The sequence below is a fragment of the Lentzea sp. NPDC005914 genome (assembly GCF_040629405.1).
Lineage (GTDB): Bacteria > Actinomycetota > Actinomycetes > Mycobacteriales > Pseudonocardiaceae > Lentzea.
In genome coordinates, this window is sequence record NZ_JBEXVQ010000023.1 from 1 (window position 1) to 23,399 (window position 23,399).

25 protein-coding genes and 1 rRNA gene are annotated in these 23,399 nt (G+C 69.3%); 11 read left to right on the top strand and 15 right to left on the bottom strand.

Going from position 1 to position 23,399, the window contains the following annotated elements; translation table 11 throughout:
- Positions 1 to 93 (top strand): 5S ribosomal RNA (rrf, locus tag ABZ345_RS28905); the annotation flags it as partial.
- Positions 94 to 247: 154 nt separating this feature from the next.
- On the top strand, positions 248 to 412 hold the full coding sequence (locus ABZ345_RS28910) for a hypothetical protein (RefSeq protein ID WP_156213378.1): 165 nt from the start codon (positions 248 to 250) through the stop codon (positions 410 to 412).
- On the opposite strand, the gene ABZ345_RS28915 is transcribed toward ABZ345_RS28910, so the two are convergent.
- Positions 409 to 999 carry a hypothetical protein gene (locus ABZ345_RS28915; protein WP_359855294.1) on the bottom strand — a complete coding sequence of 197 codons (591 nt, stop codon included), beginning with the start codon at positions 997 to 999 and terminating at the stop codon, positions 409 to 411. The two genes, ABZ345_RS28910 and ABZ345_RS28915, sit on opposite strands and share 4 nt — an antisense overlap.
- Positions 996 to 1,367: a nucleotide pyrophosphohydrolase gene (locus ABZ345_RS28920; RefSeq protein WP_359855296.1), complete on the bottom strand. Its 372-nt coding sequence runs from the start codon at positions 1,365 to 1,367 to the stop codon at positions 996 to 998. Before ABZ345_RS28920 ends, ABZ345_RS28915 begins: the two co-directional genes overlap by 4 nt.
- Before the next feature lie 88 nt (positions 1,368 to 1,455).
- Between ABZ345_RS28920 and ABZ345_RS28925 the strand changes: the two genes are divergently transcribed.
- Positions 1,456 to 2,268, top strand: a complete 813-nt coding sequence (locus tag ABZ345_RS28925; RefSeq protein WP_359855299.1) for an SDR family NAD(P)-dependent oxidoreductase — start codon at positions 1,456 to 1,458, stop codon at positions 2,266 to 2,268.
- Here ABZ345_RS28925 and ABZ345_RS28930 read toward each other — a convergent pair.
- Together ABZ345_RS28930 and ABZ345_RS28935 are read right to left on the bottom strand one after the other, a co-directional pair.
- Positions 2,241 to 3,158, bottom strand: a complete 918-nt coding sequence (locus ABZ345_RS28930; protein ID WP_359855302.1) for a hypothetical protein — start codon at positions 3,156 to 3,158, stop codon at positions 2,241 to 2,243. The genes ABZ345_RS28925 and ABZ345_RS28930 overlap by 28 nt on opposite strands.
- 250 nt (positions 3,159 to 3,408) lie before the next feature.
- Positions 3,409 to 4,299 (bottom strand): XRE family transcriptional regulator, encoded by an 891-nt coding sequence (locus ABZ345_RS28935; protein ID WP_359855305.1) that lies wholly within the window; start codon positions 4,297 to 4,299, stop codon positions 3,409 to 3,411.
- Positions 4,300 to 4,432: 133 nt separating this feature from the next.
- Here ABZ345_RS28935 and ABZ345_RS28940 point away from each other — a divergent pair, with 133 nt between their 5' ends.
- Positions 4,433 to 4,723: a hypothetical protein gene (locus ABZ345_RS28940; protein ID WP_359855308.1), complete on the top strand. Its 291-nt coding sequence runs from the start codon at positions 4,433 to 4,435 to the stop codon at positions 4,721 to 4,723.
- Positions 4,724 to 4,745: 22 nt separating this feature from the next.
- Here ABZ345_RS28940 and ABZ345_RS28945 read toward each other — a convergent pair whose 3' ends face one another.
- Positions 4,746 to 5,378 (bottom strand): hypothetical protein, encoded by a 633-nt coding sequence (locus ABZ345_RS28945; protein ID WP_359855311.1) that lies wholly within the window; start codon positions 5,376 to 5,378, stop codon positions 4,746 to 4,748.
- 49 nt (positions 5,379 to 5,427) lie between these two features.
- Between ABZ345_RS28945 and ABZ345_RS28950 the strand changes: the two genes are divergently transcribed.
- Positions 5,428 to 5,886: a very short patch repair endonuclease gene (locus ABZ345_RS28950; RefSeq protein WP_359855314.1), complete on the top strand. Its 459-nt coding sequence runs from the start codon at positions 5,428 to 5,430 to the stop codon at positions 5,884 to 5,886.
- On the opposite strand, the gene ABZ345_RS28955 is transcribed toward ABZ345_RS28950, so the two are convergent.
- The 6 genes from ABZ345_RS28955 to ABZ345_RS28980 form a co-directional block, all read right to left on the bottom strand.
- On the bottom strand, positions 5,867 to 8,497 hold the full coding sequence (locus ABZ345_RS28955; protein WP_359855317.1) for an AAA family ATPase: 2,631 nt from the start codon (positions 8,495 to 8,497) through the stop codon (positions 5,867 to 5,869). The genes ABZ345_RS28950 and ABZ345_RS28955 overlap by 20 nt on opposite strands.
- Positions 8,494 to 9,333, bottom strand: a complete 840-nt coding sequence (locus ABZ345_RS28960; RefSeq protein WP_359855320.1) for a metallophosphoesterase — start codon at positions 9,331 to 9,333, stop codon at positions 8,494 to 8,496. The genes ABZ345_RS28955 and ABZ345_RS28960 overlap by 4 nt, the downstream gene beginning before the upstream one ends.
- Positions 9,334 to 9,343: 10 nt before the next feature.
- Positions 9,344 to 9,742, bottom strand: a complete 399-nt coding sequence (locus ABZ345_RS28965) for a hypothetical protein (protein ID WP_359855323.1) — start codon at positions 9,740 to 9,742, stop codon at positions 9,344 to 9,346.
- A complete protein-coding gene (locus ABZ345_RS28970) occupies positions 9,739 to 12,135 on the bottom strand; it encodes an AAA family ATPase (protein ID WP_359855326.1) in 2,397 nt (798 codons plus the stop codon). The genes ABZ345_RS28965 and ABZ345_RS28970 overlap by 4 nt, the downstream gene beginning before the upstream one ends.
- Before the next feature lie 125 nt (positions 12,136 to 12,260).
- Positions 12,261 to 12,617, bottom strand: coding sequence for a peptidase inhibitor family I36 protein (locus ABZ345_RS28975; protein ID WP_359855329.1), 357 nt, complete (start codon positions 12,615 to 12,617; stop codon positions 12,261 to 12,263).
- Between the two features lie 41 nt (positions 12,618 to 12,658).
- Positions 12,659 to 13,468, bottom strand: coding sequence for a DUF72 domain-containing protein (locus ABZ345_RS28980; RefSeq protein ID WP_359855331.1), 810 nt, complete (start codon positions 13,466 to 13,468; stop codon positions 12,659 to 12,661).
- Positions 13,469 to 13,485: 17 nt separating this feature from the next.
- Here ABZ345_RS28980 and ABZ345_RS28985 point away from each other — a divergent pair, with 17 nt between their 5' ends.
- The gene (locus ABZ345_RS28985; RefSeq protein ID WP_359855333.1) at positions 13,486 to 14,217 is read left to right on the top strand and encodes an arylamine N-acetyltransferase; all 732 of its coding nucleotides are present in this window, start codon (positions 13,486 to 13,488) and stop codon (positions 14,215 to 14,217) included.
- On the opposite strand, the gene ABZ345_RS28990 is transcribed toward ABZ345_RS28985, so the two are convergent.
- On the bottom strand, positions 14,172 to 15,884 hold the full coding sequence (locus ABZ345_RS28990; RefSeq protein ID WP_359855336.1) for a cellulase family glycosylhydrolase: 1,713 nt from the start codon (positions 15,882 to 15,884) through the stop codon (positions 14,172 to 14,174). The two genes, ABZ345_RS28985 and ABZ345_RS28990, sit on opposite strands and share 46 nt — an antisense overlap.
- Positions 15,881 to 16,600, bottom strand: a complete 720-nt coding sequence (locus ABZ345_RS28995; protein ID WP_359855338.1) for a DUF72 domain-containing protein — start codon at positions 16,598 to 16,600, stop codon at positions 15,881 to 15,883. Before ABZ345_RS28995 ends, ABZ345_RS28990 begins: the two co-directional genes overlap by 4 nt.
- Before the next feature lie 72 nt (positions 16,601 to 16,672).
- Here ABZ345_RS28995 and ABZ345_RS29000 point away from each other — a divergent pair, with 72 nt between their 5' ends.
- The 3 genes from ABZ345_RS29000 to ABZ345_RS29010 are packed head-to-tail and all read left to right on the top strand — an operon-like array spanning position 16,673 to position 17,919.
- Positions 16,673 to 16,960 carry a type II toxin-antitoxin system prevent-host-death family antitoxin gene (locus tag ABZ345_RS29000; protein WP_359855339.1) on the top strand — a complete coding sequence of 96 codons (288 nt, stop codon included), beginning with the start codon at positions 16,673 to 16,675 and terminating at the stop codon, positions 16,958 to 16,960.
- A complete protein-coding gene (locus ABZ345_RS29005) occupies positions 16,948 to 17,358 on the top strand; it encodes a type II toxin-antitoxin system VapC family toxin (protein ID WP_359855342.1) in 411 nt (136 codons plus the stop codon). Before ABZ345_RS29000 ends, ABZ345_RS29005 begins: the two co-directional genes overlap by 13 nt.
- A gap of 57 nt (positions 17,359 to 17,415) precedes the next feature.
- Entirely contained in the window at positions 17,416 to 17,919 is a 504-nt protein-coding gene (locus tag ABZ345_RS29010; RefSeq protein WP_359855344.1) for a DUF2199 domain-containing protein, read from the top strand.
- A gap of 4 nt (positions 17,920 to 17,923) precedes the next feature.
- Here ABZ345_RS29010 and ABZ345_RS29015 read toward each other — a convergent pair whose 3' ends face one another.
- A complete protein-coding gene (locus ABZ345_RS29015; RefSeq protein WP_359855347.1) occupies positions 17,924 to 21,574 on the bottom strand; it encodes a CHAT domain-containing protein in 3,651 nt (1,216 codons plus the stop codon).
- 21 nt (positions 21,575 to 21,595) lie between these two features.
- Here ABZ345_RS29015 and ABZ345_RS29020 point away from each other — a divergent pair, with 21 nt between their 5' ends.
- Together ABZ345_RS29020 and ABZ345_RS29025 are read left to right on the top strand one after the other, a co-directional pair.
- A complete protein-coding gene (locus tag ABZ345_RS29020; RefSeq protein WP_359855350.1) occupies positions 21,596 to 21,940 on the top strand; it encodes a hypothetical protein in 345 nt (114 codons plus the stop codon).
- A gap of 5 nt (positions 21,941 to 21,945) precedes the next feature.
- Complete coding sequence (locus tag ABZ345_RS29025) at positions 21,946 to 22,845, top strand: hypothetical protein (RefSeq protein ID WP_359855353.1); 900 nt, start codon at positions 21,946 to 21,948, stop codon at positions 22,843 to 22,845.
- Here ABZ345_RS29025 and ABZ345_RS29030 read toward each other — a convergent pair.
- Positions 22,842 to 23,348 (bottom strand): HAD domain-containing protein, encoded by a 507-nt coding sequence (locus ABZ345_RS29030; RefSeq protein WP_359855355.1) that lies wholly within the window; start codon positions 23,346 to 23,348, stop codon positions 22,842 to 22,844. The two genes, ABZ345_RS29025 and ABZ345_RS29030, sit on opposite strands and share 4 nt — an antisense overlap.
- Positions 23,349 to 23,399: the final 51 nt, after the last annotated feature.

Below are 23,399 nucleotides of genomic sequence, written 5' to 3' on the forward strand. Positions count from 1 at the left end.
ACACCCGGTCCCATTCCGAACCCGGTAGTTAAGCCCTTCTGCGCCGATGGTACTGCACTGGTTACGGTGTGGGAGAGTAGGTCGCCGCCGAACTTAATTTGGCCCTGCGGGTTGAGCGCTTCACGCGCTCCCCGCAGGGCTTTTTCGACTGCGCCTAATTGCCTGGGAGCGGCCGTCAGGGTGACGTACCCCTGGCGAGCGGGTGACGCGAGTCAAGCCCGGCTTCCCGGTCCCTACCGTGATCGTCATGAACGGTCAGTGGGCAGGGGAGGCACCTTTGCGGTGGCGAGCGCGCAGGAGGCGGGGCAGGCACGCCCGCGAGCCCGCGCCGTCCTCGCAGTCATTCCTGCCCGCAGTGCTCGGCGTCGTGCTGCTGGTGTGCCTGATCCTCCTCCTGCTCACGTACCTCTAGCGGGACTGCAGCGCGTCGAGCGCGACGGCTTGAGCGATCACGAGCCGCCGGTCGACGCCGGGATCCTGGATCGGCACCACGTAGTGGTCGCGGATCCAGGTCTTCTTGTCGACGCTGAACACGGGAGCGCCGTTCTCCTGCGTGAAGTCGAAGTGGTACCGCATGGGGAACGGCGCTTCGCCGATGTACGGGATCCAGCCCCACAGCCGGCGGATCACCGCGAACACCTTGTTCCGCTCGGCGCCCGTCGTGGTGCCCCAGCCCGGCTGCTCCAGGTGCCACGTCGAGCGCAGCAAGGACTTCGCGAAGTCCTTGCGGAACACCCCGATCGACTGCCCGTGCGCGTCCGTCACGTCGTAGCCGCTACCCAGATCGAGCGCCTTGCGGGCGTTGAACTCGAACAGCACCTGGCTCTTGGACGAGTCGGTGTAGATCGTGATCCGTTCCTTGATCTTGAACTTCTTCTGCTCCGCGTACCCGACCAGTTCGCCGGGCTCGCCGGCGTTGTCGGCGAAGACCTCGTAACGGTTGGACATGAACGTGACCTTTTGGTGCACGTGCAGTGCCTGCACGCTCTGGAGACTCACAGCTCACCCTTCTCGACGGCGTCATCTAGGGGGACAGGACGCAGGCTGCCGGTGGGGAACCGCCGCTCATTGCGTTCGATCTTGGCGAACGCGGCCTCGACGAGGTCGACTCCGAGCTTGTCCGCCAGCCTGGTGAGGTAGTGCATCACGTCCGCGAGCTCGTCTCGCACGTTCCAAGCGAGGTCTGGGTCTTTCATTGCATTCTTCGCCTCTTCGGGCGTGAGCCACTGGAAGAGGTCGGTGAGCTCGCCGACCTCCGCGGACAACGCCATCACCAGATTCTTGGGCGTGTGGTAGCTGTCCCAGTCGCGGGCGGCGGCAAAGGCCCGCAACGCATCCCTCAGGTCCACGAGATCACGCTCACTCATGACCCACTAAGTACCACGTGGACGAACGAGCAAGGATGCCGGTCGATCAAGCATGGATCGTCCGCGTCAACGTTGATTAGCTCTAGTCATGACAACGCCGAACGACATCAAGCCCGCCCTCGAATCGGACACCGTCCTCGTGCTCGCCGCCACCGGCAAGACCGGCCGCCGCGTCACCGCACTCCTCGGTCGAGCAGCCCGACCGGCGTCTAGGTCGTCGTCCACGAGGTTCGACTGGAACGACGCCGACACCTGGGAGCCCGCCCTCGCCGGCACCACCGCGGTCTACGTCGTCCCGCCGGACAACCCCGCGCTGCTCCCGGAGTTCGTTGCACTGGCCGTGAAGTCCGGCGTCACCCGCCTCGTCCTGCTCTCCATGCGCGGCGCTCCCGATGACGATCCCTTCGAGGCCGCGATCAAGGAGTCGGGCGTCGAGTGGACGATCCTGCGCCCGACGTGGTTCATGCAGAACTTCGACGAGGACATGTTCGCCGCGCCCGTCCAGCACGGCGAGCTGGCCGTCCCCGCAGGTCAGGGCATCCACCCGTTCATTGATGTACTGGATATTGCCGAGGTCGCAGTCGTCGCGCTGACCCAGCCAGGCCACGCCGGCCAGACCTACGAGTTGAGCGGCTCCGAGTCGCTGTCGTTCGCCGAGATGCTGGCGCGCATCGTCACGGTGACTGGCGACCCCATTCTGTATACAGACGTCGCTGCGGACGAGTTCGCCGCCTCGATGCGCGAGCTCGGCTACCCGGACGAGATCGCCGACCTCGTCACGATGCTGCTCGTGCGCATCCGCACGGGAGAAGAGGCGCATCTGTCCGACGGCGTGCAGCGCGTTCTGGGTCGTGAGCCGCGCACGTTCGACGACTACTTGGGCAGCAGCAGATTCGTCTGAAGGCCCCGCGTGCCCTCGTTGGTGATGACGGCTTCGCAGAGCGCCCGCCCCGTGCGGGCGCGCCACTCCTGCGCCAGGTCGCAGTAGCGCAACCCCATCGCGTAGCTGAGCTGGCCGACGCGTTCGCCTTCCAGGAGCACCTCGAGCGTGTGCTCGCCGACGTGTGTTCCCTTGGCGATGCGGCAGTCGCGGAGTTCCGCGATGACGTGGACGGGCGTCCGCCCGTTGACCACGCGGTGCAGCACGTGCTGATGGGCTTCCTCGCCCGTGACGTTGACCTGGTGCTCGGCGGGCATCGTCGGTGCGGTGCCGAGGGCCTCGTGGTCGAGCAGCAGCAACCGCGGAGCGCCTAGGTGCAGGTGGACGCCGTAGTAGCGCTGGCCACCGCCCACGATCCGGGCCGGGCACGATCCGACCTCGCCGCGCTCGGCGAGTTGGACGAGAAGCGGCTGGTAGCCGGCGGCCTGGTCGCCGCGCAGGTAGCCGGCGGTGATCGCGGAGCCGTCGCCGCGCAGCAGGTCGACCCGGACGGCCTGGTGGTCGTGGCGGTTGACCGGTTCGGGCACGAGGACCGCGGTCGCCGGGATGGCTTCCTCGATCGTCCGCGCCGTCGCGTGCCTCGCGACCTCGGCGATGGCGTCCTGGTAGTGCGACTCGCCGACGATCGCGACCCGCCCCGCCGTGGACAGGCGGCGGATGCGGGAGCGGGTGCGCACGGGGACGAGCTGCTCCGTCGCTCTGTTCTTGGTGCCGATGAACATCAACGCGAACAACGCGAGCCCGATGACGAAGCCCAGCGGGCCGAAAGCAACGGTCAGAACCAGCGCGAGCACGGCAACGGAGATCAAGACTGCGGCGGGCGAAGGCTCTGTGCGTTGCTGCATCGTCATGGGCTGTCCTCCCGACTCAGCTACCCGTCACTCTCAGTGTCGGGTATCCGGGGCGCTGCGTTTCACAAACCGCTCGTTTGGCCTAGTACAACCAGTCGGAAACTCCAGCGCGTGACCAGGACGTGCCGAGGAGTCGGGATCGTCAGCCATCGGTGGCCGCGATTTCCTCGGTGAGCTTCTACGCGGAACACCGCATAACCGGACATCGCGGCCGTGGGCGGTCAGAACGCGTAGTTCGTCAGGCCTTCGATCAGTGGACCAGGGTCAGGCGCGCGCGGCCTCTCGGCCCGGGTTCTCCGCCACCGGGCAGCGCCGTGAGCACCAGCCCGAACACCAGGCCGTTGAGCTCTTCCAGGCCCAGATTCAGCTCTTTGGCGACGTGGAGCGGCGTCGTGCCGTTCTCGCGCAGCACCTTGAACACCTTGGTCAGCAGCTTCGACGTCTCCCGGCGAGCCATGTGGCCTTGCCTGCTCGAGTTCGCGCGCGTCGCGAACTGCGCCTCGGAGACGTGCCAATGGCTGTGGTCCGTGCCGTGCAGCATCTTCCCGGGCATGAGGAACTCGGCGGCGTAGCTCTCCGCTTCCTCATGCCCGAGCAGGACGGCTAGCTGCGTCACGGCGTCGAACCGAGCCTGCTCCGGCGTCGCCGCCGGGTTGAGGAACACGTAGGGCGTCCCGTTGTGCCAGCAGGAGAACGCCTCCTGCTCGGCGCAGTCCACCGGCAGCGAGAACACCCGCACGCCGCGCGACTCCAGCAGCTGCACCATGTTCGGCGCCGGCAGCGTGTCGAGCCGCCACCCTCGCCGCGTCTCTTCCGGCGACGTCCTCGGCGGCGGCAGGTCCGGCTGCGGCAGGACGAACAGCCGCTCCAGCCACGCGTTGAACTCGATCGCCAACTGTGCGGCCGCCGTGGCCACGCCTTCGGGGGCGTTCTGCGGCCGCGGCGGTTCCGTCGCCGTCAGAAAGGACGCCGGAAAGCCGAGGGCCGCCGCCAGCGACTCCGTTGTGGACGGCCGCGGACTGCGCACCCCGCGCTCGTACTCGCCGATCGCCCGCGCCGGTACCCCGGACTTGCGCGCGAGCTCGGCCGCGGTGAGTCCGCGCCGGGTGCGGGCCAGCGTGAGTCGCGAGGGGGTGAGCATGATCCGGCCATTGTCACCTCTGCCGCGTCGCGATGCCACGCGGGCCTCGGTAAGCCGGACGAAGATTCGAACGCTCGGCGTGCTGCCGCCGGTTGCCGTAGCTTCGAGCACGTCTCTGATCGGACGTGGTGGCGTGGCCCCGAGGGATGACGACCTGACGCAGGACTCGATCCTGCGCAACGCCCGCGTGGGCGCCTGGCTGCTCGGCTTGGCGCTCCTGGCGTTGCCGCTAGTGGGCATGATCAGGTGGCCGCACCCGGTGTGGGCGGCTCCGCTCTGCTGCGCACTGCTGGGCCTCGCCGCGAACTACCGGATCGGGCGTGCGACCGGCCGTGGCGAGACGATCTTGCTGGCCGTGCTCACCCTGGTGCTCCTGGTGGGCGCCGGAGCACTGGCCGAGGTCGCGCTGAACGTCGCCCGGTGACGCGTTCGCCTCTGGTGTTGGCTCACCGCCTCAACGCGATCGGAAAGTCCACCTCCTCGGGCCCGTCCACATTGGGCGCCTTGAGCAGCGGGAACTCCAGCGGCGGCAACGGAATCCGATGCGCCCACCGTTCGATGATTTGGTTCTGCGGCGTCGGTTCCGGCTGCGACACCTCCCGCAACACCACCAGCCGATCCTCCAGCTGCAACGGATATGTGACCAGGAACCACAGCTTCAGCCCCTCGGTGCGCACGTTCTCGAACAGCGCGAACTGGTCGTGGTCGTTGTCCCGCATCATCGCCGCGATCGCAGGCCCCTTCGCGTAGTCACTGCGCAATGGCGCGTCCTGCGACCCCGTCCCCCGATTCCCCTGCAACGTCCCCAGGACGATCGGCCGGGACGGATGCCGCACGAGCCCCGCGTTCCAGTGGTCGAGCCGCTGCCACCCCTCCGCCGCCAGCAACCGCCGCAACGTGCCCACCCGGTGAATCCAGTCGAGCAGCCCCGGCGCGTTGGTCGGCCCGAACGGAGGCGAGGCGGCCCGCGCGTCGATGCCGGCGGCGATCGCGCGGTCCAGGACGGCGAGGCGCAGCCCCAGCTCGGCGAGCCTCTCGTCGGTGCTCGGGGTCAGCTTGCGGAAGGCGGCGTTGGTCATGGGTCCGACGGTAGCGACGGGGTCTGACAATTCCGGGAAACTGCAGCTCATGTACCGCTACGTCGATGCAGGACCCGCACCGCCCGCCACCTCGGAGGCGACCTCGCGGGTGATGCGCAGGACTCGCAGAACCGGCACCGCGCCCGAGTTGGCGGTCCGGCGGGCGCTGCACCGGAGGGGGTTGCGCTACCTCGTGGACGTCGCGCCGCCTGGCACCAATCGGCACAGACGCGTCGACGTGCTGCTGCGAGGGGCCAGGATCGCGTTGTTCGTCGACGGGTGCTTCTGGCACTCGTGCCCGGAGCACGGCCAACTGCCGAAGGCGAACCGCGACTGGTGGGAGGTCAAGCTGCACGGTGTGGTCGTCCGCGATCGGGACACCGATGTGCAGCTCGCGGCCGCAGGCTGGCTCGTTGTACGCGTGTGGGAGCACGACGACCCGGAGGACGTTGCCGACCGGGTCGTCGCGCTCGTGCCCTCTCGCCGGTTCAGGCCGCCACGGGCGTGAGCTGGTGCAGCAAGTCCCGCTCACCCAGCCGCTCCTTCGCCCACTCCACCACCGCGGTCTCCTGAGCGAACAACACGATCTGCCGGTCCTCCGACAACCGCAGCAACAGGTCCAGCACCGCACGAGTGCGGGCATCATCGGCCTGCACGGTCACGTCGTCCAACAACAACGGGCACGCCTCGGTAGCAAGGTGCTGAGCCAGCGCCACCCGCAGCAGCAGATAGACCTGCTCCGCCGTGCCCAAGGACAGACGCGAAGCCTGGTGCCACGCCTCAGAAGCCGCACACACACGCACGGTCAACGACACCGGATCCACGGCAGCATCCACGTACCGCCCGTCGGTCACCGAAGGCAGCCACGAGCGCAAAGTGCCTTCCAGCGCCGGAGCGATCGTGCTGTGCACCTTCTCCCGAGCCGCGGTCAGATACCGCGACGCCAGGTCGATCGCCTCCACCTCAGCCGTCACCTCGGCCAGCACGGCGGTGGCGGACGACACCGCCTCCTCAGCCTCCGGAACGCTGCGCAGAACCCGTGCCACCTCGGCAACGGTCGCCGCCAGGGACTCACAAGACGCAGCCATCGACGGATCAACGGGATCGCATGCGGCGTAACGATCGGCGTCCTCGATCAGTGATGCGTGGTGGGTCTGGGCGGCGGAGAGCTGGGCCTCCAGATCGTCCAAAGTGCCGTTCGCCAGGAGAGATTGCAGTTCGGCCCACGCGTTGCGCTCCTCCTCGGCCTCACGCAGCATGCGGTCCCAGCCGCGTTGCCACTCGGCGACGGCGCGCAGCAGGTCCTCGGGGCGTTCGCCGGAGCCGCCTATCGCCGTCACGGCGTTGCGCAGCAAGAACAGTGCGCGGTTGTGCGCGATCTTGGCCTCGGCGACGGTGGCCTCGGCCATGCGGCGGTCTTCCAGGGCTTGGGCGAGCAACGGGCGTTGGGCGGCCATCAACGCCTGGCGCGCGCGGACCTTGCAGTCGGTCTCGTAGTCGATCAGCAGGTCGGGCACGGACATCGTGTTGTCGATCTTGCCTCGCGCGGCTAGTTCCACGCGGACGGCCTTCTCGGTGCGGGCCACCTCGCACACCAGGTCGGTGTGCGAGGCTTCCCAGGCCGGGCGATTGGCCAGGCGCCACAACGTTTCGCGGTCGGCCGGCACGCCCAGTGCGGCACACGACGCGACAGCTTCTTCGTGCACGCGCGCGGCTTCCAGCGCCACCGCGCGCTGGCCCTCGGCCTCGGCGAGTTCGCGGTCCGCCACGAACAGCAGGCTGCGCGCCTGGTTCGCGGCGGCCGCTTTTTCGGCGGCGAAGGTGACGGCCGCTTCGCGCTGGGGTGCGTTGCCGCGGGCCAGGGCGCCGCCGATGCCGGCGATCAGGGCCGCGACGAGGACACCGATGGCGGCCATCTGCTGGTCCACCAGGAAGAGCAGCACGCCGACCACCGAGGTCAGGCAGCTCAGGGCCAGCAAGGTGTTGCGCAGGAACGGGTTCGGCATCGCGATCTCCTGCACCCGCGCGGCCGCCACGTCGGCCTCGACCTGCACGCGGGCCGCGTTGGCGGCGGCCTCGTCCTGGAACTGGCGGGCGCCGTCCACCTCGATGGACGCGGTGGTGAGACGGGAGCCGCTGACCGGGTCCAGACGTGTGGCCAAGCCGCGAAGAACCGACGGTTCGGCGGACGTCTCGGGCATGGGGCGGCGTTCGTTGTGGGCGGCGGCGACGGCGGAAGCGGTTTCGTAGGCGCTGGCCACCACGCGGAGTTCGTCGTCCAGCGCGGTCTCGCCGATGGGGAACTGAGGCAGGGCCTCCAGTTCGCCTTCCAGGGTCGACGCCGACGGGCCGGTCAGCACGCGCGGTGTCGGTGCGGCGCGCCACGCGGCCAGCGCGCGGTTGACCAGGTGGGTCAGCTCCTCCTGGGCGGCCAGGCCGGACGGTGGCGCGTCGCCGAAACGTTCCTGCAGCGACGCCAGGCGAGCGGCACGAGTGGTCAGCGCTTCCAACGACTCGGCGTGCGACTGGACGGCCAAGCGCGCGCGGGCAGCGGCGGCGGAACGGGCTTGCGTCCTCAGCTCCAGGTACCGCGCGTGTTCGCGGCGAGCCACGCCCAGGTCCGTTTCGGCTTCACGCAAGCGGTTGCGGGCGTCGCGCAGCGCGTCGACAGGCGCGTTCAGGCGTTGCAAAGCCTGTTCGACGGTGCCGTCCGTGCCGGCGGTGGCGGCGGCACGGCGCAGGTGGTCCTGCAGGCCGTCGGCCGCGTCCAGCACCGACAGGAGCTGAGCCTGGTCGACGCAGGCGGTGGCGGCGAACGACGTGCGGTCCAGGCCGAGCCGCCGCGCGACGTCGGGAGCCGTGTCGTTGTTGAGGTCGCGGTCGACGCACACGACCTCGCCTGACTCCAGCGACACCGTGGCGGCCACGCGCCAGGACTCGCCGTGCCAGGGCCGGTGCCGTGTCGACGGTTCGCCGCACAGAGCCGCACGGATGGCGGCGTGCCAGGAGGACTTCGCGGACTCGTTCACGCCCGACACCACGGTCAGGCCCGGCGCCAGCGGCAGGGTCCGGCCGTGCAGAGGCCCGAAGGCGTCCGCGGTCACCGACTCGATCTTCATCGTTCCTCCAGCGCGCGCAGGCCCGTCGCGAGCACGCGGCCGCGCATACCAGCGTCCAGAGACGGATCCGCCAGCACGTCACGCACGAACTGGCCGCGCACGGTTCGTTCAGCGGCAACGGAATCGAAGTAGAGCAACGGAAAAGCCTCCGACGACTCGGCCAGCAGGCCGAGCGACCGGGACGCCGACACGTCGAACACTTCGCGTGACACCGTGCCGTCGTCGTGCACGGTGCACAGAACGGCGCCGCGCTCGCCCGTCTCGCCCGCGGTCAGCGGGTCCGGATTGCCGGGGAACGTGTAGTGAGCGGCGTGCTCGGGCGTGTGCTCGTGGCCCAGGAACGCGTGGTCCAGGCCGGTGATCGCGACGTCGCCCGGCGCGGATCCGTGGCACAGGGCCAGGTTCACGCCGGACCGGTTGACCGTGAAGCCGTCCAGGAAGTCCCGCGCCGGGCCGGGGCCGACGTGCGCGGCACCCCACAGCGTGACGCCGTCGGCGAGCTCCACGGGCGTCATGTTCTCCGAGGAGAACACGTGCACGTTCGGAGTCCAGTCCACCTGTTGGTAGACGGACTGCGGCCCGTACCAGTCGTCGTTGCCCGGCACCAGGAAGACGGGCACCGAGCAGTCGAACGACGTCTGCAGGAACGAAGCCGTGGAAGGGGAACAGCGATCGTGCTCGTAGAGGTCGCCGGCGCAGAGGACCGCGTCGACGTTGGATTCCTGGGCGAGGTCCACGATGCGGCCCAGCGTGTCGCGCAACGCCAGGCGCCGCGCGGGACCGGCGTCGTCGAAACGCGTGTCCAGGTGCAGGTCTGCGAACAGCAGCAGTTTCACCGGTGCGCCTTCAGGTGAGGTCGATTGTGCCGGACAGGGTCAAGGTCGGTTGAAGCGCTTCGACCACGGACGCGGTGTCGGCGTGCCAGCCACGCAGCTCCGCGACGGTCGGGTTCAGCTCGTAACCGTGGTGTCGAATAGCGCGGCTCAGCGCGTGCCACAGCTGGGAAGCGTCGTGCGCCACGTCAGCGTCCACTTGGGACGGAAGGCTGATCAGCAACGCGTGCACGGGCTGGTCGGTGTTCTCGGCGCCACAAGCACGAGCGACCGAGCGTTCCACCGCCGTGCGCAACAGCTCCGCGCAGCACCGTATTCGCACGCCGTCGAGCTGCTCGGGGCGTGCCAGCAGGTTCGCGACGCAGATCAGGCGGTCTCGCACGTCCGCGGGGATGTTCGGGGGAAGGCTCATCTCTGCAACCACCCCGCGAGCAGTTCGGTGTCGCGGATCAGCACGTCGAGATCGCCACCGTCACCGCCGACACGGCACGCCTGCAGCAGATCGACGGCCCACGAACCGACGACGTCCTCCAAGTGCGGCAACAGCTTCCCCGGCTCGCCGAGGTCGTCGAGCACGGCCAGCGCGATCTTCTGCCTGGTCGTCAGCGCGCACTCCAGCACGCGTTCCACCTCGGCGTGCGCCATGCCGCGCCCGAGCCGTTCGCGCCGGAACCGGGCGTGCGACGCCGCTTCCAGGGCCGCCCGGCAGCACGACGCCACCAGCTCGGTCCGCAACGTCTCCGGCAGGTCCTCGTCACCGCGCATCGCTCGGGCGTCGTTCAGGCACCGTCCGACGGGATCGTCGGACATCCGCACCTGCACGACGGACTCCTCGCCGCGGCAGACCTCCCACACGGTCGCGCTCAAACGCAACCGCCGCAGTGCTTCGACCAGACGTTCGTCGTGGGTGAAGACCACGACCTGGCGTGTCAGCCCGACATCGGCGAGCACCTGCGCGAGGCCGTCCACTTTGGACGGGTCCATCGCCTGCACCGGGTCGTCGATCACCACGAACCGGAACGGGCTCTCGTCCACCATCGCGCGCGGCAGGAACAACGCGAGCCCCAGCGAGTGCAGCTCGCCCTGGCTCATCACCGCCAGCGCCGAGTTCGAGACGCCGTCGACCGACACGTCCAGCTCGACGTTGCGGGTGCCGCCGAGCCGCACCGCGCCGAGGTCGACGTTGCTCTGCTGCCGCAGGCGCTGCCAGATCCGCTGCGACTCCTTGGCGAACGGGGCGATGCGCTCCGACCGCAACGTCGTCGCGGTCTTGCGGATCCAGTTCTCCGCCTCGGTCACGTCGGCGAGCACCTCGGCGTCCGCAAGCGCTTGCTGCGCCTGCGAGTGCCACTCGAACAACGCGAGCGCCATCGGCCGCCACACCAGGTCGCGCCGGTCGATCTGCTCACGGGCGACGGATTTCAGCTGGTCCACAGCCTGTACGAGCTCTGCATACCGGTCGAACAGTTCTCGCCGCAGCCGCACCGGGTCGTCGATCGAGACGCAGTCGTCCCACGCCTGCCAGGCCTGCAGCGCCGTGGTCGTGTCCAGCATGTCCTGGGCTTCCTTCAGCACGTCCGGCGCCGGCTGGCACAACGCCCGTGTGGCCGCCACGGCCACGTCCAGCCGGTCGGCGGCGTCGTGCAGTTCCGCGGCGGCCTTGGCGAGGTGCTCGGCGCGGTCCCTGGCCTTGCTGAGCCACATCCCGTCGAGCCGGCCCAGGTCGCACACCGGGCACGACTGGTTGCCGCCGGACTCCTGCAGCTGGATCGCGAGGCGCAGGATCTCGCTGCACCTGAGCGAGTCCTGCGCGTTATCCGTTGCAACGACTGTTACAGCCCCTAACGCCAGATCGAGGGTCTCGCGGCACCGGTCGATCTCGTCGTCGGGCGGCAGCGGCAGGTCCACGATCTGGTGCAGCAGGTTCGTTCCGCTGCCGACCTCCGCGCCGAGGGCCAGGTCCGCGATCGCATCGAGGTCGGGCGAGTCGCTGCCGAGCAGTTCTGCGGCACGCCGAGCGCGTTCGTCGGCAGACGCTGCCAGTTCCGTGCGAACACGTTCACGCCTGTCATAGGGTCTGGCGACGATCTCGGCGAGGCGTTTGCGGTGCTCAGCGAGAGACTGTTGAGCTTCGGTTATAGCTTCTAACCCCAGCAGACGGTGTAGCGCTTCGTAGAGGTCCTCAGGCTGCGCGTCGAGAACGGTCCCCAGTTCGCTGTAAGGCAGAAACGGCCGGTAGGTCTCCAACGCGTCGTGCCATCTGCTGTCGTCGAACGGCGCGTCGTCCTGCGTCCAGTCGCCCTGCGCGAGGTCGTCGTCGGCCGCCCAGCGTCTTCGGATCGTCGTCCGGTCCGCCTGCCCGGCTTGGACGAGCTCCAACTCGACGGCGGTGTCGTTCTGGTGCAGGTTGCGCCAGCCCTGCCGCCACACGTCGTGCCGCGCGCGGGTCCAGCGGGCGTTGTAGCCGGTCAGCGCCAGTTCCGCGGCCTCGGCGAAGCTCGACTTGCCACTTCCGTTGCGTCCGGTGACGACGGTCAGGCCGGGTCCCGGTGCCAGCGGCAGGCGTGCCTGGGGGCCGATGCCCCGGAAGCCGCGCACCCGGATCTCCGACACGAAAATCCCCTGGCCGGGCCCGTCCGTGCGTTCTCGCGGCACCTCCTCCTTGGCCGGCACACCGGCGAGCGCGCGTTCCAGCGCTGCTTCGCCACGGCACGCCGCCAGCACCAGTTCCGCCGCACGTGGGGTGAGATCGTCTTTGGCCAGTCGCCCGGCCATCAGTTCGAGTAACCCGGCTTCACCCGCCACGGTCACATTTCCTCCAGCTGCCACCACTCGATAGGGCGGCAACCTAGGCACCAAATGAGACCTACTGGTGAGTACTCACACGATCGGGTGGTGTTACATAGGGTGACTAAAGTAGTCCGCCCTCGTTATGGCCCCCACACTTCCACGGCCCGGATCACGAAGTACGCGTCGGGCACGTAGGTGCCGTGCTTCGGGTAGGTGGTGAACTCGGCCTCGGTCGAGCAGTTCTCGCGCTGGTACACGCTCGCGTCCCTGCTCAGGCGGTTCACGAAGGATCGTCCGGTGAGGGTCAGCGGGATGCACTCGCCGGGGTTCGCGGCCTCCAGGTCGAGCCGCTGCACAGCACCTGTGTAGTCCGGCCCGGCCCACACGCAGAACTCGCCCTTGTCGCAGTTCTTGTCACTCTGTGCAACAGCGATACCACTGGAGGCAACCGCGCCCGCAGTGATCACCAAGGCGGCGATGAGGCTCTTCGTCGACATGGGCGCACCTCCGTCAGAAAACGAGTGTGCGTCCGTTTGGGTCAATCGGCGAGACGATCTTGAAGCGCCTTGGCGTCACGTGGGGCGTAGGCCTTCGCGTCGTTGTCGAAGTACACGAAGACGTCGCCGTGCTTGCGCCACTTCCTGACCTTCTTCGCCCACATGTCGAGACCCTCGTCGGTGTAGCCGCTGACGTACAGCTCGTCGTGGCCGTGCAGCCGCACGTAGACGAAGTCGCTGGTGACCTCTTCGATCAGCGGGTACTTGCCGGCGGCGTCCGCGACCACGAGCGCGATGTCGTGGCGCTTGAGGAGGTCGACGAACTCCGGCGTCTTGAAGCTGTCGTGACGGACTTCGAGGGCGTACCGCATCGGGCGTTCGGCGTCCGTGGTGGTGTGCGCCGGGTCGACGCGGTGGTCGTGGCGCTTGGCGACCTCGGCCGCCTCCGTCGTGGTGCGGGGGAGGCCCTCGAAGAAGCTGGTGAGCAGGTCGGCGTCGAACTGCAGCGTGGGCGGGAGCTGCCAGAGGATCGGGCCGAGCTTCGGGCCCAGGGCGAGGACACCGGACGCGAGGTAGTTCGCGAGCAGCTCGTTGCCGTCCTTGAGGCGCTTCATGTGGGTGATGAAACGGCTGCCCTTGACGGCGAACTTGAAGTCGTCCGGGGTCTCCGCGGCCCATTTCTGGTAGCTGGACGGGCGTTGCAGCGAGTAGAAGGAGCCGTTGATCTCCACCGAGTTGAGCTGCTCGCTGAGGTAGGCCAGCTCGCGCTTCTGCGTGACGCCCTTGGGGTAGAACTTGCCGCGCCAGGGTGGGTAGACCCATCCCGAAGTGCCGATCCTGACCTCGCCCATGTGGCTATGTTGGCACGGTGGACGAATACCTACAGCGCATCGGTGCCTCGCGGGACTCGTCGTTGGCGGAGCTGCACGAACGGCACCTGCTGAGCGTCCCGTTCGAGAACCTCGACACCCACATGGACACCCGCATCGTGCTGGAGATCCCGTGGCTGTACGACAAGATCGTGACGCGGCGGCGGGGCGGGTTCTGCTACGAGCTCAACGGGTTGTTCGCGGAGTTGTTGCGGGACTTGGGCTATTCCGTCGAGCTGCTGGCCGCGCGGGTGTTCAACGGCGAGGCGTTCGGGCCGCCGTTCGACCACCTGGCGTTGGTGGTGGACGGCGCGTGGCTGGCCGACGTGGGGTTCGGCGCGTTCTCGCTGCACCCGTTGTCGTGGACGTCGCGGGAGGACCAGCAGGATCCGTTCGGGACGTTCCGGCTGGTCGATCACGGCTCAGATGTCGACGTGCTGATGGACGGCTCGCCCGCGTACCGGCTGGAACGGCGGCCGCGCTCGTTGGCGGAGTTCGTGCCGACGTGCTGGTGGCAGCAGACCGCGCCGGAGTCGGGCTTCCGCAAGGCGCCTCGGGCGACGCTGGCCAGGCTGGACGGGCGGATCACCGTGACCAACGAGAAGATCGTGATCACGAAAGACGGCCACAAGACCTCAACTCCTGTCGAAGATCCTGCGGCCGCCTTCCTCGAGCATTTCGGAATTCACTTCCGGCAGAGCAACGCGTCCGGTGTCCTGCGCCAGTTGTAGGCGACGCCGGCGATGTGCTCGTCCTGCGCGCACTGGCCCTTGTAGTTCCCGTTGGCCCAGTCGCCGCCCTGGTCCGGCCGGTTGTCACCGCGGTCGAACCACAGGACCCGTGAGCTCGCCGCGGTGGCGATGGGCGCGCAGACCAGCGTGAAGTTCGCATAGCCGACGGCCGCGTTTCCGTTCGGGCACTGGAGTTTCGTGTAGCCGGACGCCCAGTCGTTGGTCACGTACTGCTCGTTGGTGACTCTGGTGGTGCTGCTCCACTGTGGACCGCTGACGCACAGGCCGCGGTTGCCCGTGTGGCTGATGCCGACGAGCTTCTCGTTCTGCGGGCACGATTCCTTGAGGAGCATGTTCCACCGGGTCTCGCGCGGGATCTGACTGGATCGTTGTGGTGCGTTGACAAGCCGGTTCCAGGCGGACGCGCGCCAGTCGTCACCGTCGTTGACGCTGATGCGGTTTCCGCTGGCGTCCCAGCGAAGCAGCGCCCAGCTGTTGCCGGTCTTGTTGGTGTGGAAGCCGACCAACGGCCAGTAGGCGAAGTCGGTGTCCGTGGCGATCAGCTGGTCGACGAAGCGCTCGAACCAGGCCCGCGCCTTCTGGTTGGACTCGTCGATGCCGCCGACGCCGAACTCGCTGATCCACAACGGCGCGGTGAAGTGCTTCTGCGCCTCGGTGATGTAGAACGCCTGGCGCTGCAGGACGTCCGTCAGCTCCTGCGGCGAGAGGTCCTGGTAGCGCGGGTCGCTCGTTTCGCCGGTTCCGGTGGCGCCGCTGTGGTTCGGCCCGGTGTAGCCGTAGAAGTGGGCGCTGTAGACGAGCTTCTCGGGGTTGGCGAGCGTGTGGCTGAGGAACCTGACCGGCTCCAGTGTGGGCCTGCCGTGCGCGAAGCCGTCGACCGGGATGCCCGTCCAGTTGATGCCCTCGACGATGACCAGAAGGTCCGGCGCTGTCTGCTGTATACGGTCTGCAGCCTGCTGTGACGCCTTGTGCCAGTCGTGGTCGTTGCCCCAACCCCAGTTGGGGTCGTCCCAGATGTTGCGGCGCACCTCGTTGTAGAGGTCCGCGCCCACGACCCGTTTGTTGGCCTTGTACCGGTCAGCCATGAACGCCCAGTCGTTGACCCACTGGTCCGTGCTCTGGCTGGTGTTCCACCGCTCGTTGCCGTCGACACCGCAGCACCACCGGGACGTGGTGGTGTGGTTGTTGAGAATGACGGCGAGATTGTTGGCGGTCAGCTCGCTGACGACCGCGTCGTAGATCTCCAGCGGCCGCTTGCCGTTGAGCCGCGCGTCCTTCAGCCCGTTGACCGGGTTGCCGTCCTTGATCATCTGGCTGGAGAACGGCAACCGGACGCTGTTGACGCCGATCTCCTTGAAGCCGCTGATGATCGTGGCCATGCTCGCGCGGTCCAGGCCGAGCGGAACCTGGTCGGCCTTCTCGCCGGCGTGGTGGTTGGCGGGGTCGTTGATGTCGCCGGAACCGTTCCAGGTGCCGCTCGCACCGTGCCAGTTGCCGGACTTGAGCTTGAAGCGGTCGCCGTGGGAGTCGACGATCCACCGTCCGCGCGTGCTCAGCGGACCGGTCCAGGACGCCGGTTCCGCCTGCGCGGGAGCAACGAGACTCGCGGCCAGGAGCAGGGTGGCCGAGACGCGAGTGAATTTCACGTACGTGAAGCTAGTGGGATGCCCAGGCGTTGCGCCAGGGCCTGGGCGTTTCCCGGTGCGGCGCCGTGCATCGTGTTGTCGAAGTAGACGTACGTGTCGCGGTTCCAGTCGCGGATCTTCCGCGCCCACTCGTCGAGCTGCTCGTCGTCGTAGGAGCTGATGTACAGCTCGTCGTGCCCGTGCAACCTGATGTAGGCGAAGTCGGCGGTCACGGCCTCGATGCACGGGAACGTCGGCGCGTCCGACACGACGTGGGCGGCGTTGTGTGCGTGCAGCAGGTCGAAGTAGGCGTCGGTGCGGAACGACTCGTGGCGCGGCTCGATCGCGTGCCTGCCCGGCGGGAGGGCGGCGAGGAAGTCACTCAGGATCGCGCGGTCGAACCGCAGTGACGGCGGCAGCTGCCAGATGATCGGGCCCTGCTTCGGGCCCAGTGCGAGCGAGTCGAGGAAGGTCTTGAGCGGGTCTTCGATGTACCGCAACCGCTTGAGGTGCGTGATCAGCTTCGGGCCTTTGACGGCGAAGGTGAAATCCGGCGGTGTTTCGGCGTACCACTTGCGGTAGTTCGACGGTGGCTGGAGCCGGTAGAACGAGCTGTTGATCTCGATCGTGCTCACGTGGCCGGCCAGGTGGCTGAGCCAGCGGCGTTGCGGGACGTTGCGGTAGAAGCCGTCGCGCCACTCCGGGTAGCGCCAGCCCGACGTGCCGATCCTGATCATGTCTGCGGGGTATCCCGGGCGGGCCGTAGCTACTCTGTAGCACTTTTCTTCGACTTGGGCTACATTGGTGCTATGCAGCAGCTCAAAGCTATTGGGCAGCGCGAACTCCGCAACGACAACGCGGAGATCATGCGCCGTGTCGAGGCGGGTGAGAGTTTCGTCGTCACCCGCAACAACAAGCCGGTCGCGCAGCTCTCGCCGTATCGGGAGGAAGCCATGTCCCGTCCGCCGCTCGGTGACATCCAGGTGCTGTTCGGCACTCTGCCGCCGGTCGACGCGGAGCGCTGGGAGGCGGACCGGAAGGCGGCTGACGAGGTCTTCGGCGCGGACGACCCGCTGGAAGACCCGTGGCAGAGGTGAACCGCTGCCTGCTCGACACCTGTGTGCTGATCAGGCTCGAGCGGGCGAACCTGGGCGAGTACGTGAACGCCCAGCCGTTCCTCAGCGCGGTCACGATCGCGGAGCTGGCGTTCGGGCTCGACACGGACGACCCGGTCGAGCGCTTCGCCCGCACGGAGCGGTACTACGCGGCGCTGCAGACGTTCGAGGTGCTGCCGTTCGGCGTGGAGGAGGCCAAGATCTACGGGCAGATGGCCTCGCTGGTGCGGCGTGCGGGGCGCAGTCCGCGGCCGCGCAGGATGGACCTGCAGATCGCGGCCACGGCGTCGGTCGCGCGCATTCCTGTGCTGACGATGAACGTCAAGGACTTCAAGGACCTCGACCGGCTCGTGGACGTCGTGCCGATCCGTCAGGTCTGACGGTCGAGTGCGCCGAAACGCCTTTGACGGCAACGGTTCGTCTCTAGGCTGGCGTGCATGATCTCCTCGGCGTTCACCTGCACGTGTTGCGGTCAGGAGCACGACGGCCTGCCCTTCGCCTACGCGATGGCCGCGCCCGTCTACTGGTCGCCGGAGCTCGCCGGGAAACCTGGCAACGTGCTCGGCGACGAGCACTGCTCGATCGACGGCGAGCACTACTTCGTGCGCGGCCGGATCGTGCTGCCGGTGCGCGACGCCGGTGAGGACTTCGAGTGGGGCGTGTGGGTGTCGCTGTCGAAGGCGAACTTCATCCGCACGGGCGAGGTCTTCGAGGACCCGGCCCGCGTGAACGAGCCGCCGTACTTCGGGTGGCTGTCGACGGTCCTGCCCGGCTACGAGCCCACGACGCTCAACCTCAAGACCAACCTGCACACGCAGGAGCTCGGCGTCCGGCCGTTGATCGAGCTCGAGCCGACTGATCATCCGCTCGCGGTGGAGCAGCGCGAGGGCATCACCCTCGCGCGCGTCCAGGAGTTCGCCGAGCTCGCGCTGCACCAGTGAGCACTCATGCGCCGCTGTGGATGAGCGGTGCCCACAGGTGCGGGCGGTCGGGGAACGTCGCGCGGAGCTCCCGCGTCACGGCGTGCAGCACGTCCGGGCTGTTGTCGGCGGACGGTGTGGGCGGCATGAGCGCGTAGAAGCGTTCGGCCGCGGTGGCCGCGGTCCTGTCGTCGAGCGGCCAGAGGCTCGCGATCACGTGCCGGAACCCTGCCAGCTGGAACGCCGAGGCCAGGTGGATGGACTCGTCGGCGTGCCGCCAGCCCGTCTGCCCGGTCGAGCACGCCGAGAGGTACGCGAGTTCCGCCTCGTGCAGCTCGAGGCGGTTGATCCGCGCGACCGGCAGCACGCCGTCGTGCAGGTGGAGCCCGCCTTCCGACGGTGTGCGGGGGTTCGTGCTCGCGTGGCAGGCGAAGTGCGCCCAGCTCGTGACCGGCAGCGCGGCCAGCACGCGGTCCACCGTGGCGTGTTCGTCGCCGATCAACGTGCCGGGGTGGCCCGACTGCGGACCGGTCGCCTCGGTGACCGTCGCGGGGAGGTCCGGCAGACCCGGGGTGTGCTGCATCGCGACGACGATCTGGCGGCGTGCCGACGCCGGCGCGCGTCCGCGTGAGTTCGCGAGCGCGCGCAAGGTGGGCGTGTACGAGGAGATCACGCGATCCAGTGCGCCTGGCCCGCCCGGTGGGGTGGCGGCGTGCAGGGGGAGGAGGCCGAGCCGGCCGGTCGGCATCCACCAGACGCGCCGCACCGGGGAGCCGGCGGGTGCGGCGACGTCCAGCACCGGGCCGACGGCCGCGTCCCACAGCCAGGTGAGCAGGTCTGACACGACCCGCTGGCGTCGCAGCTCACCCGCGAGCGCGCTGGGGTCGTTGATGGCGTTGGACAGGTCTGTCGCCCACGACGCGACGTCGGCCGCGGTCAACCGTGGCAGCGGCACGTGCACGGGCTCGCCGTCCGAGACGACGATGGCGTCGCCGTGCCCGCGACCGGCGTTGAGGAGCACCACGACTCCTCCCCACGGCCGGAGTTCCTCCCACGAACGCGGCAGCAGGAACCGTTCGTGTCCGGGGTGCCGCCGGATTTCGGCCAGCCGGGCGTCGTACTCCTCCCACAGCCGTGCGCGACGTTCGACCACGTCCGGTCCGAGGTCGAGGGCGTTGAGCCGGTCGCGCACGTCGCGGAACCGGCGGGCCAGCTCCGGGTGTGCGGCGGTGAGGTCGGTCAGGTCGGTTCGGCTGTCCAGCTGCGCGCCGAGCAGGACACCCCGGCTGTGCTCGGCCACCTGAAGCGCTCCGCCGGGGTCGCCCAGCGCGCAGTGTGCGCTGATCGCCTCGCCCACCAGCCCGATCCGCCCGCCGAGACGGTGCTCCTGGTCGGTGTGCGGGGTCTCGCGGGAGGCGACCGCCGGCAGCAACCGCACAGCGGCGTCCAGCAGACGGCGTGCGGTCTCGGGCTCGTCCAGCGACTGGGCCAGCCGGCCGACGGTCCAGCCCGCCATGATCCGGCTGCGCGGCGGGGCCGTGTGCAGGCCTTCCACCTCGCTGACCAGCGTCTCGAACTCGTCGCGGGCCGGCTGTCGCCCGGCGGCGTCCAGGAGGTTCTGCTGTGCGATCGCGAGACGGTAGACCCGCGCCGCGCGGACCGGGTGGTTCGCGGGTGTCACCGCGAGTGCCCGCCGGGCCGCCGCGACCGCTTCGTCCACATCGGACACCGAGCCGGTGTGCCGATATCGGGCCTGATGGGCGGCGCTGAGGTTCGACAGGCAGCCTCCGCGTAGCGGGTGGCCCTCCGGTATGACGGCGAGCGCCTGCCGGGCGAGGCCCGCGGACGTGGTGGCGTCGTCGAGGGAACCGTTCTGCTCGAAGCGTTCCAGGTGCATCGACGAGAGGTTGCTCAGGCGTTGCGCCAGGTCGGCGTGGCCGGCTGGGGTGGCGGCGATCGCGCGTCGTTGCGCGGCGATCGCGGCGTCCACATCGGACAGTGAGGGCGTTCGCCTGCCCCGCTCCAGGTAGGCGTTCCCGAGGTTGCTCAGGAAGACGACCAGCCGGCTGTGGTCGTCCGGCGTGGCCGCCACCGCGCGTTCGAGGAGATCGACCGCACTGTCCAGATCGGACAGACCGCCGAGAACCGCGAACCTCTCGACGTAGGCGGACGACGCGTTGTTCAGTCGCAGGCCGAGGTCGGGGTGGTCGGAGGGGGTGGCCGCGACCGCCGAGCGGCCGGCTTCGACGGCGAGGTCCAGGTCGGCGAGGCTGCCGGTGCGCACGTGGCGTGCCTGGTAGGCGATCCCCAGACTCGACTCGGTCAGCGCGCGTCCCGGGTGGTCGGCGGGGGTGAGCGCCAGCGCCCGTTCCTTGTGCGAGACGGCCTGCTCGAGGTCGGTCAGGTCTCCGGTGCGGTCGAACCGGTGGTGGTGGGCCAGGCCGAGGTTCGCCACAGCCGTCGCCCTTCCGGTGTGGCCGTCCGGTATGGCGGCCACAGCCCCCTTCCCGGCTTCGACCGCCCGGTCGATGTCGGCGAGGACGCCGGTGCGCTCGTACCGCACGCAGTACGCCGTTGTGAGGTTGGTCAGCCGGATCCCCAGCTCGGGGTGCCCGCCTGGGGTCGCGGCGACCGCTCGTTCCTTGAGCGCGACGGCGAGGTCGAGGTCGGTGAGCCGGCCGATGCGGTCGAACCTGGTCTGGTAGCAGATACCGAGGTTGGAGAGCCAGGTCGAGGTGCGGGGCGAGTCACCTGCCAGCGCGACCGCTCGCTCGCCCGCGTCGATGGCCCGGTCGAGGTCTGCCAGCCGTCCGGTGCGTTCGAACCTCGACACCAGGGCCTGACCGAGGTTGGACCAGCGGGCCGCGATGCCGGTGTGCCGGTCGGGGTTGGTCACCACCGCCCGTTCGAGGTGGTCGATCGCCTGGTCGAGGTCGGTGACCCGGCCGGTGCGTTCGAACCGGGCGAGCAGCACCGTCCCCGCCGTGCTCAGGAACAACGCCAGGTGCGGGTTGCCCGGACCCTCGGCGATCGCCCCCTGCGCGGCGTCCAGGGCTTCGTCGAGATCGGCCAGGTCACCTGTGCGTTCGTACTGGGAGTGGAACGCCGCCCCCAGGTTGCCGAGGAACAGCACCCGGTTGGAGTCGTCCCCGCCCGTGGCGACCGCCTGCCGGAACGCGTTGATGGCGTGGGCGAGATCGGCGGGGTCACCGGCGGTCCCGAACCTGGTCCAGTGCGCCACGCCGAGGTTGCCGATGAACGTGCTGGTGTGCGGGGACGCTCCGGCCAGCGCGGCGCCGAGGTGCTCGACGGCCCGGTCGAGGTCCGCCGCCTGACCGGTCATCTCGAACCTCGCCAGGTACGTCGCGCCGAGGTTGCCGCAGAACAACGCGTGATGTGCCCCGCCGGGAACCGCCACGCTCTGACCCAGGTAGCTGATCGCCTGGTCCAGGTCCGCCACCTGCCCGCTGAGGCTGAACCTCGTGAGGAGGTACGTGCCCACGTTGCCCAGGAAGGTGAGGTGGTCGGGGTGGCCGGTGCCGCCCGCGGCCAGTGCTCTGCGGGCCAGACCGATGGCGAGGTCGACGTCGTCGAGCGTCCCGGTCTCCTTCGCCCGGTTCCAGAGCCTGAGCGCGGTATCGGACAGGGACAGCGCGCCATCGGATCTTGGAGCCACGATCTGACAGTATCTTCCGGCGTGGATGTGGAACGGGCGGCTTTGACGAGTCTGTGCGGGGAAGTCGACGCGTTGCGCGAAGAGGCGCGACGGCATTCGGCTGACCGCGAGCAGTTGCTGGACCGGATTCTGACCGAGGCCGGCTCCCGGCGGCCCGTGCTCGGCCTGCTCAGCCGGTTGCTGGGCGCCGACCCCGACACGACGTTGCGCGCGCTGGGCGCAGGCCTGCCCGGGACGGGACCCGGCCGGGCGAGCGAGGAGCGGTTCGGCTGCCCGGACGGCGCCTGCGACCGGATCGAGGTGCCGCCGCCGGCGGGTGCCCTGCCGCGCTGCCGGGTGACCGGCCTGCCCATGCGACGGGCGTAACCGCGATGGGTGGGTTCTTCCAGGAGCTGGCCAAGGTCCTGGCCCAGAGGTGGCTCAGCCTGCTCGCGTTGCCGGGCGCGTTCTTCATCCTGGCTGCCTGGCCCGCCGTGAGTCTCGGGCACGCAAGGGCGTGGGACCACACGCTGCTGGTCCAGCGCGCCACTTCGGGGGCCACCGCGTTGACGAAGCTGCCGGCCGGCGCGCAGGTGCTCGGGGTGATGGCGTTCCTGGCCGCCGCCGCGGGAATCGGTCTCGCCGTCCAGGCTCTCGCCGGTCTGACCCGGCGGTGGTGGCTCGGCCAGTGGCCACGCCTGCTCGCGGCCCCGCTGGTCCGCCGCCGTCGCGCGCGGTGGCACAAGCTCGTGGCGAAGCGCCGCCGGCTGGAAGCGGACAGCCGGGAACCGCGCTCGCGGGAGGATCAGGACCGCGTCGACGCCGCCGCGCACCGGGTGAACCGGCTGGCCATGGCGGAGCCGGGCAGACCCACCTGGATGGGCGACCGGGTGCACGCCGTCGAAGCGGTCGCGCTGAATCGCGCCGGCCTCGACCTGACCTTCGGGTGGCCACGGCTGTGGCTGCTCCTGCCGGACACCACCCGGACCGAACTGGGCAACGCGCACGCCGCCTTCGCCGCCGCGGTGGCGACCGGCACCTGGGCCGTGCCGTACCTGGTGCTCGCGACCCTGTGGTGGCCCGCGGCGCTGGTGGCCGCCGCGACCGGCCTGACCGGCTGGGCGCGCGCCCGTTCCGCGATCACGGACCTGACCGCACTCGCGGAAGCCGCCGTCGACCTGCACGGACGTGAACTCGCCGCCGCACTGGGCGTCGTCGAGCCGGACGGATCCGGCCCGCTGACGGTCGCCGAGGGCGAGCAGGCGACCCACCTGATGAGGAAGGGCCGCTAACGGTCGGTGAGGAACGCCTCGACCTGGTCGAGGTGCCCGATGCCGATGCCTTTGCGCGGGTCGACCGGCACGAGCAGGGTGCCTGGGCGTGCGGCCGCCCACTCGGCGTCACCCCGCTGGAACTCGTCGTCGAGCCACGCGATCGGCCGCGTGCCCGCCCACTCGGTGATCGCGGGAACCTTGCCGTGCCGGCCGTCGCGGTGATCGGAGCCGCGGCCGCCGAAGTCGATCCACTCCAGCTCGGGCAGTCCGAGACGCGGTCCGATGAACTCGTTCGCCTCGTGCTCCCACGTCGTCGCCCACACCAGGTCAGCACCGGTCGCGGCGGCTAGAGAGAGCAGCCACGGACCGTGTGACGGGTCGAGCCACACGCGCAGCGGCCGGGAGAACCCCATCGGACGGATGCGGTGCGTGGTGTAGCCGGCCGGACGCCGAGTCGGCTTCGCCAGATAGGGATTCAGCGGGCCGTCGACGTCGACCAGGATCGCCGGTCGCGAGAACATGACCTGATCGAAACATCCCGACTGCTAATGATCCCGCGATTTTCCCCGATA

Bases quoted from the DNA above. Each gene is read 5' to 3' on its own strand.
- ABZ345_RS28910 (WP_156213378.1), top strand. From the start codon at position 248: ATGAACGGTCAGTGGGCAGGGGAGGCACCTTTGCGGTGGCGAGCGCGC.
- ABZ345_RS28920 (WP_359855296.1), bottom strand. From the start codon at position 1,367: ATGAGTGAGCGTGATCTCGTGGACCTGAGGGATGCGTTGCGGGCCTTT.
- ABZ345_RS28925 (WP_359855299.1), top strand. From the start codon at position 1,456: ATGACAACGCCGAACGACATCAAGCCCGCCCTCGAATCGGACACCGTC.
- ABZ345_RS28930 (WP_359855302.1), bottom strand. From the start codon at position 3,158: ATGACGATGCAGCAACGCACAGAGCCTTCGCCCGCCGCAGTCTTGATC.
- ABZ345_RS28935 (WP_359855305.1), bottom strand. From the start codon at position 4,299: ATGCTCACCCCCTCGCGACTCACGCTGGCCCGCACCCGGCGCGGACTC.
- ABZ345_RS28945 (WP_359855311.1), bottom strand. From the start codon at position 5,378: ATGACCAACGCCGCCTTCCGCAAGCTGACCCCGAGCACCGACGAGAGG.
- ABZ345_RS28950 (WP_359855314.1), top strand. From the start codon at position 5,428: ATGTACCGCTACGTCGATGCAGGACCCGCACCGCCCGCCACCTCGGAG.
- ABZ345_RS28955 (WP_359855317.1), bottom strand. From the start codon at position 8,497: ATGAAGATCGAGTCGGTGACCGCGGACGCCTTCGGGCCTCTGCACGGC.
- ABZ345_RS28965 (WP_359855323.1), bottom strand. From the start codon at position 9,742: ATGAGCCTTCCCCCGAACATCCCCGCGGACGTGCGAGACCGCCTGATC.
- ABZ345_RS28975 (WP_359855329.1), bottom strand. From the start codon at position 12,617: ATGTCGACGAAGAGCCTCATCGCCGCCTTGGTGATCACTGCGGGCGCG.
- ABZ345_RS28980 (WP_359855331.1), bottom strand. From the start codon at position 13,468: ATGGGCGAGGTCAGGATCGGCACTTCGGGATGGGTCTACCCACCCTGG.
- ABZ345_RS28995 (WP_359855338.1), bottom strand. From the start codon at position 16,600: ATGATCAGGATCGGCACGTCGGGCTGGCGCTACCCGGAGTGGCGCGAC.
- ABZ345_RS29000 (WP_359855339.1), top strand. From the start codon at position 16,673: ATGCAGCAGCTCAAAGCTATTGGGCAGCGCGAACTCCGCAACGACAAC.
- ABZ345_RS29010 (WP_359855344.1), top strand. From the start codon at position 17,416: ATGATCTCCTCGGCGTTCACCTGCACGTGTTGCGGTCAGGAGCACGAC.
- ABZ345_RS29025 (WP_359855353.1), top strand. From the start codon at position 21,946: ATGGGTGGGTTCTTCCAGGAGCTGGCCAAGGTCCTGGCCCAGAGGTGG.
- ABZ345_RS29030 (WP_359855355.1), bottom strand. From the start codon at position 23,348: ATGTTCTCGCGACCGGCGATCCTGGTCGACGTCGACGGCCCGCTGAAT.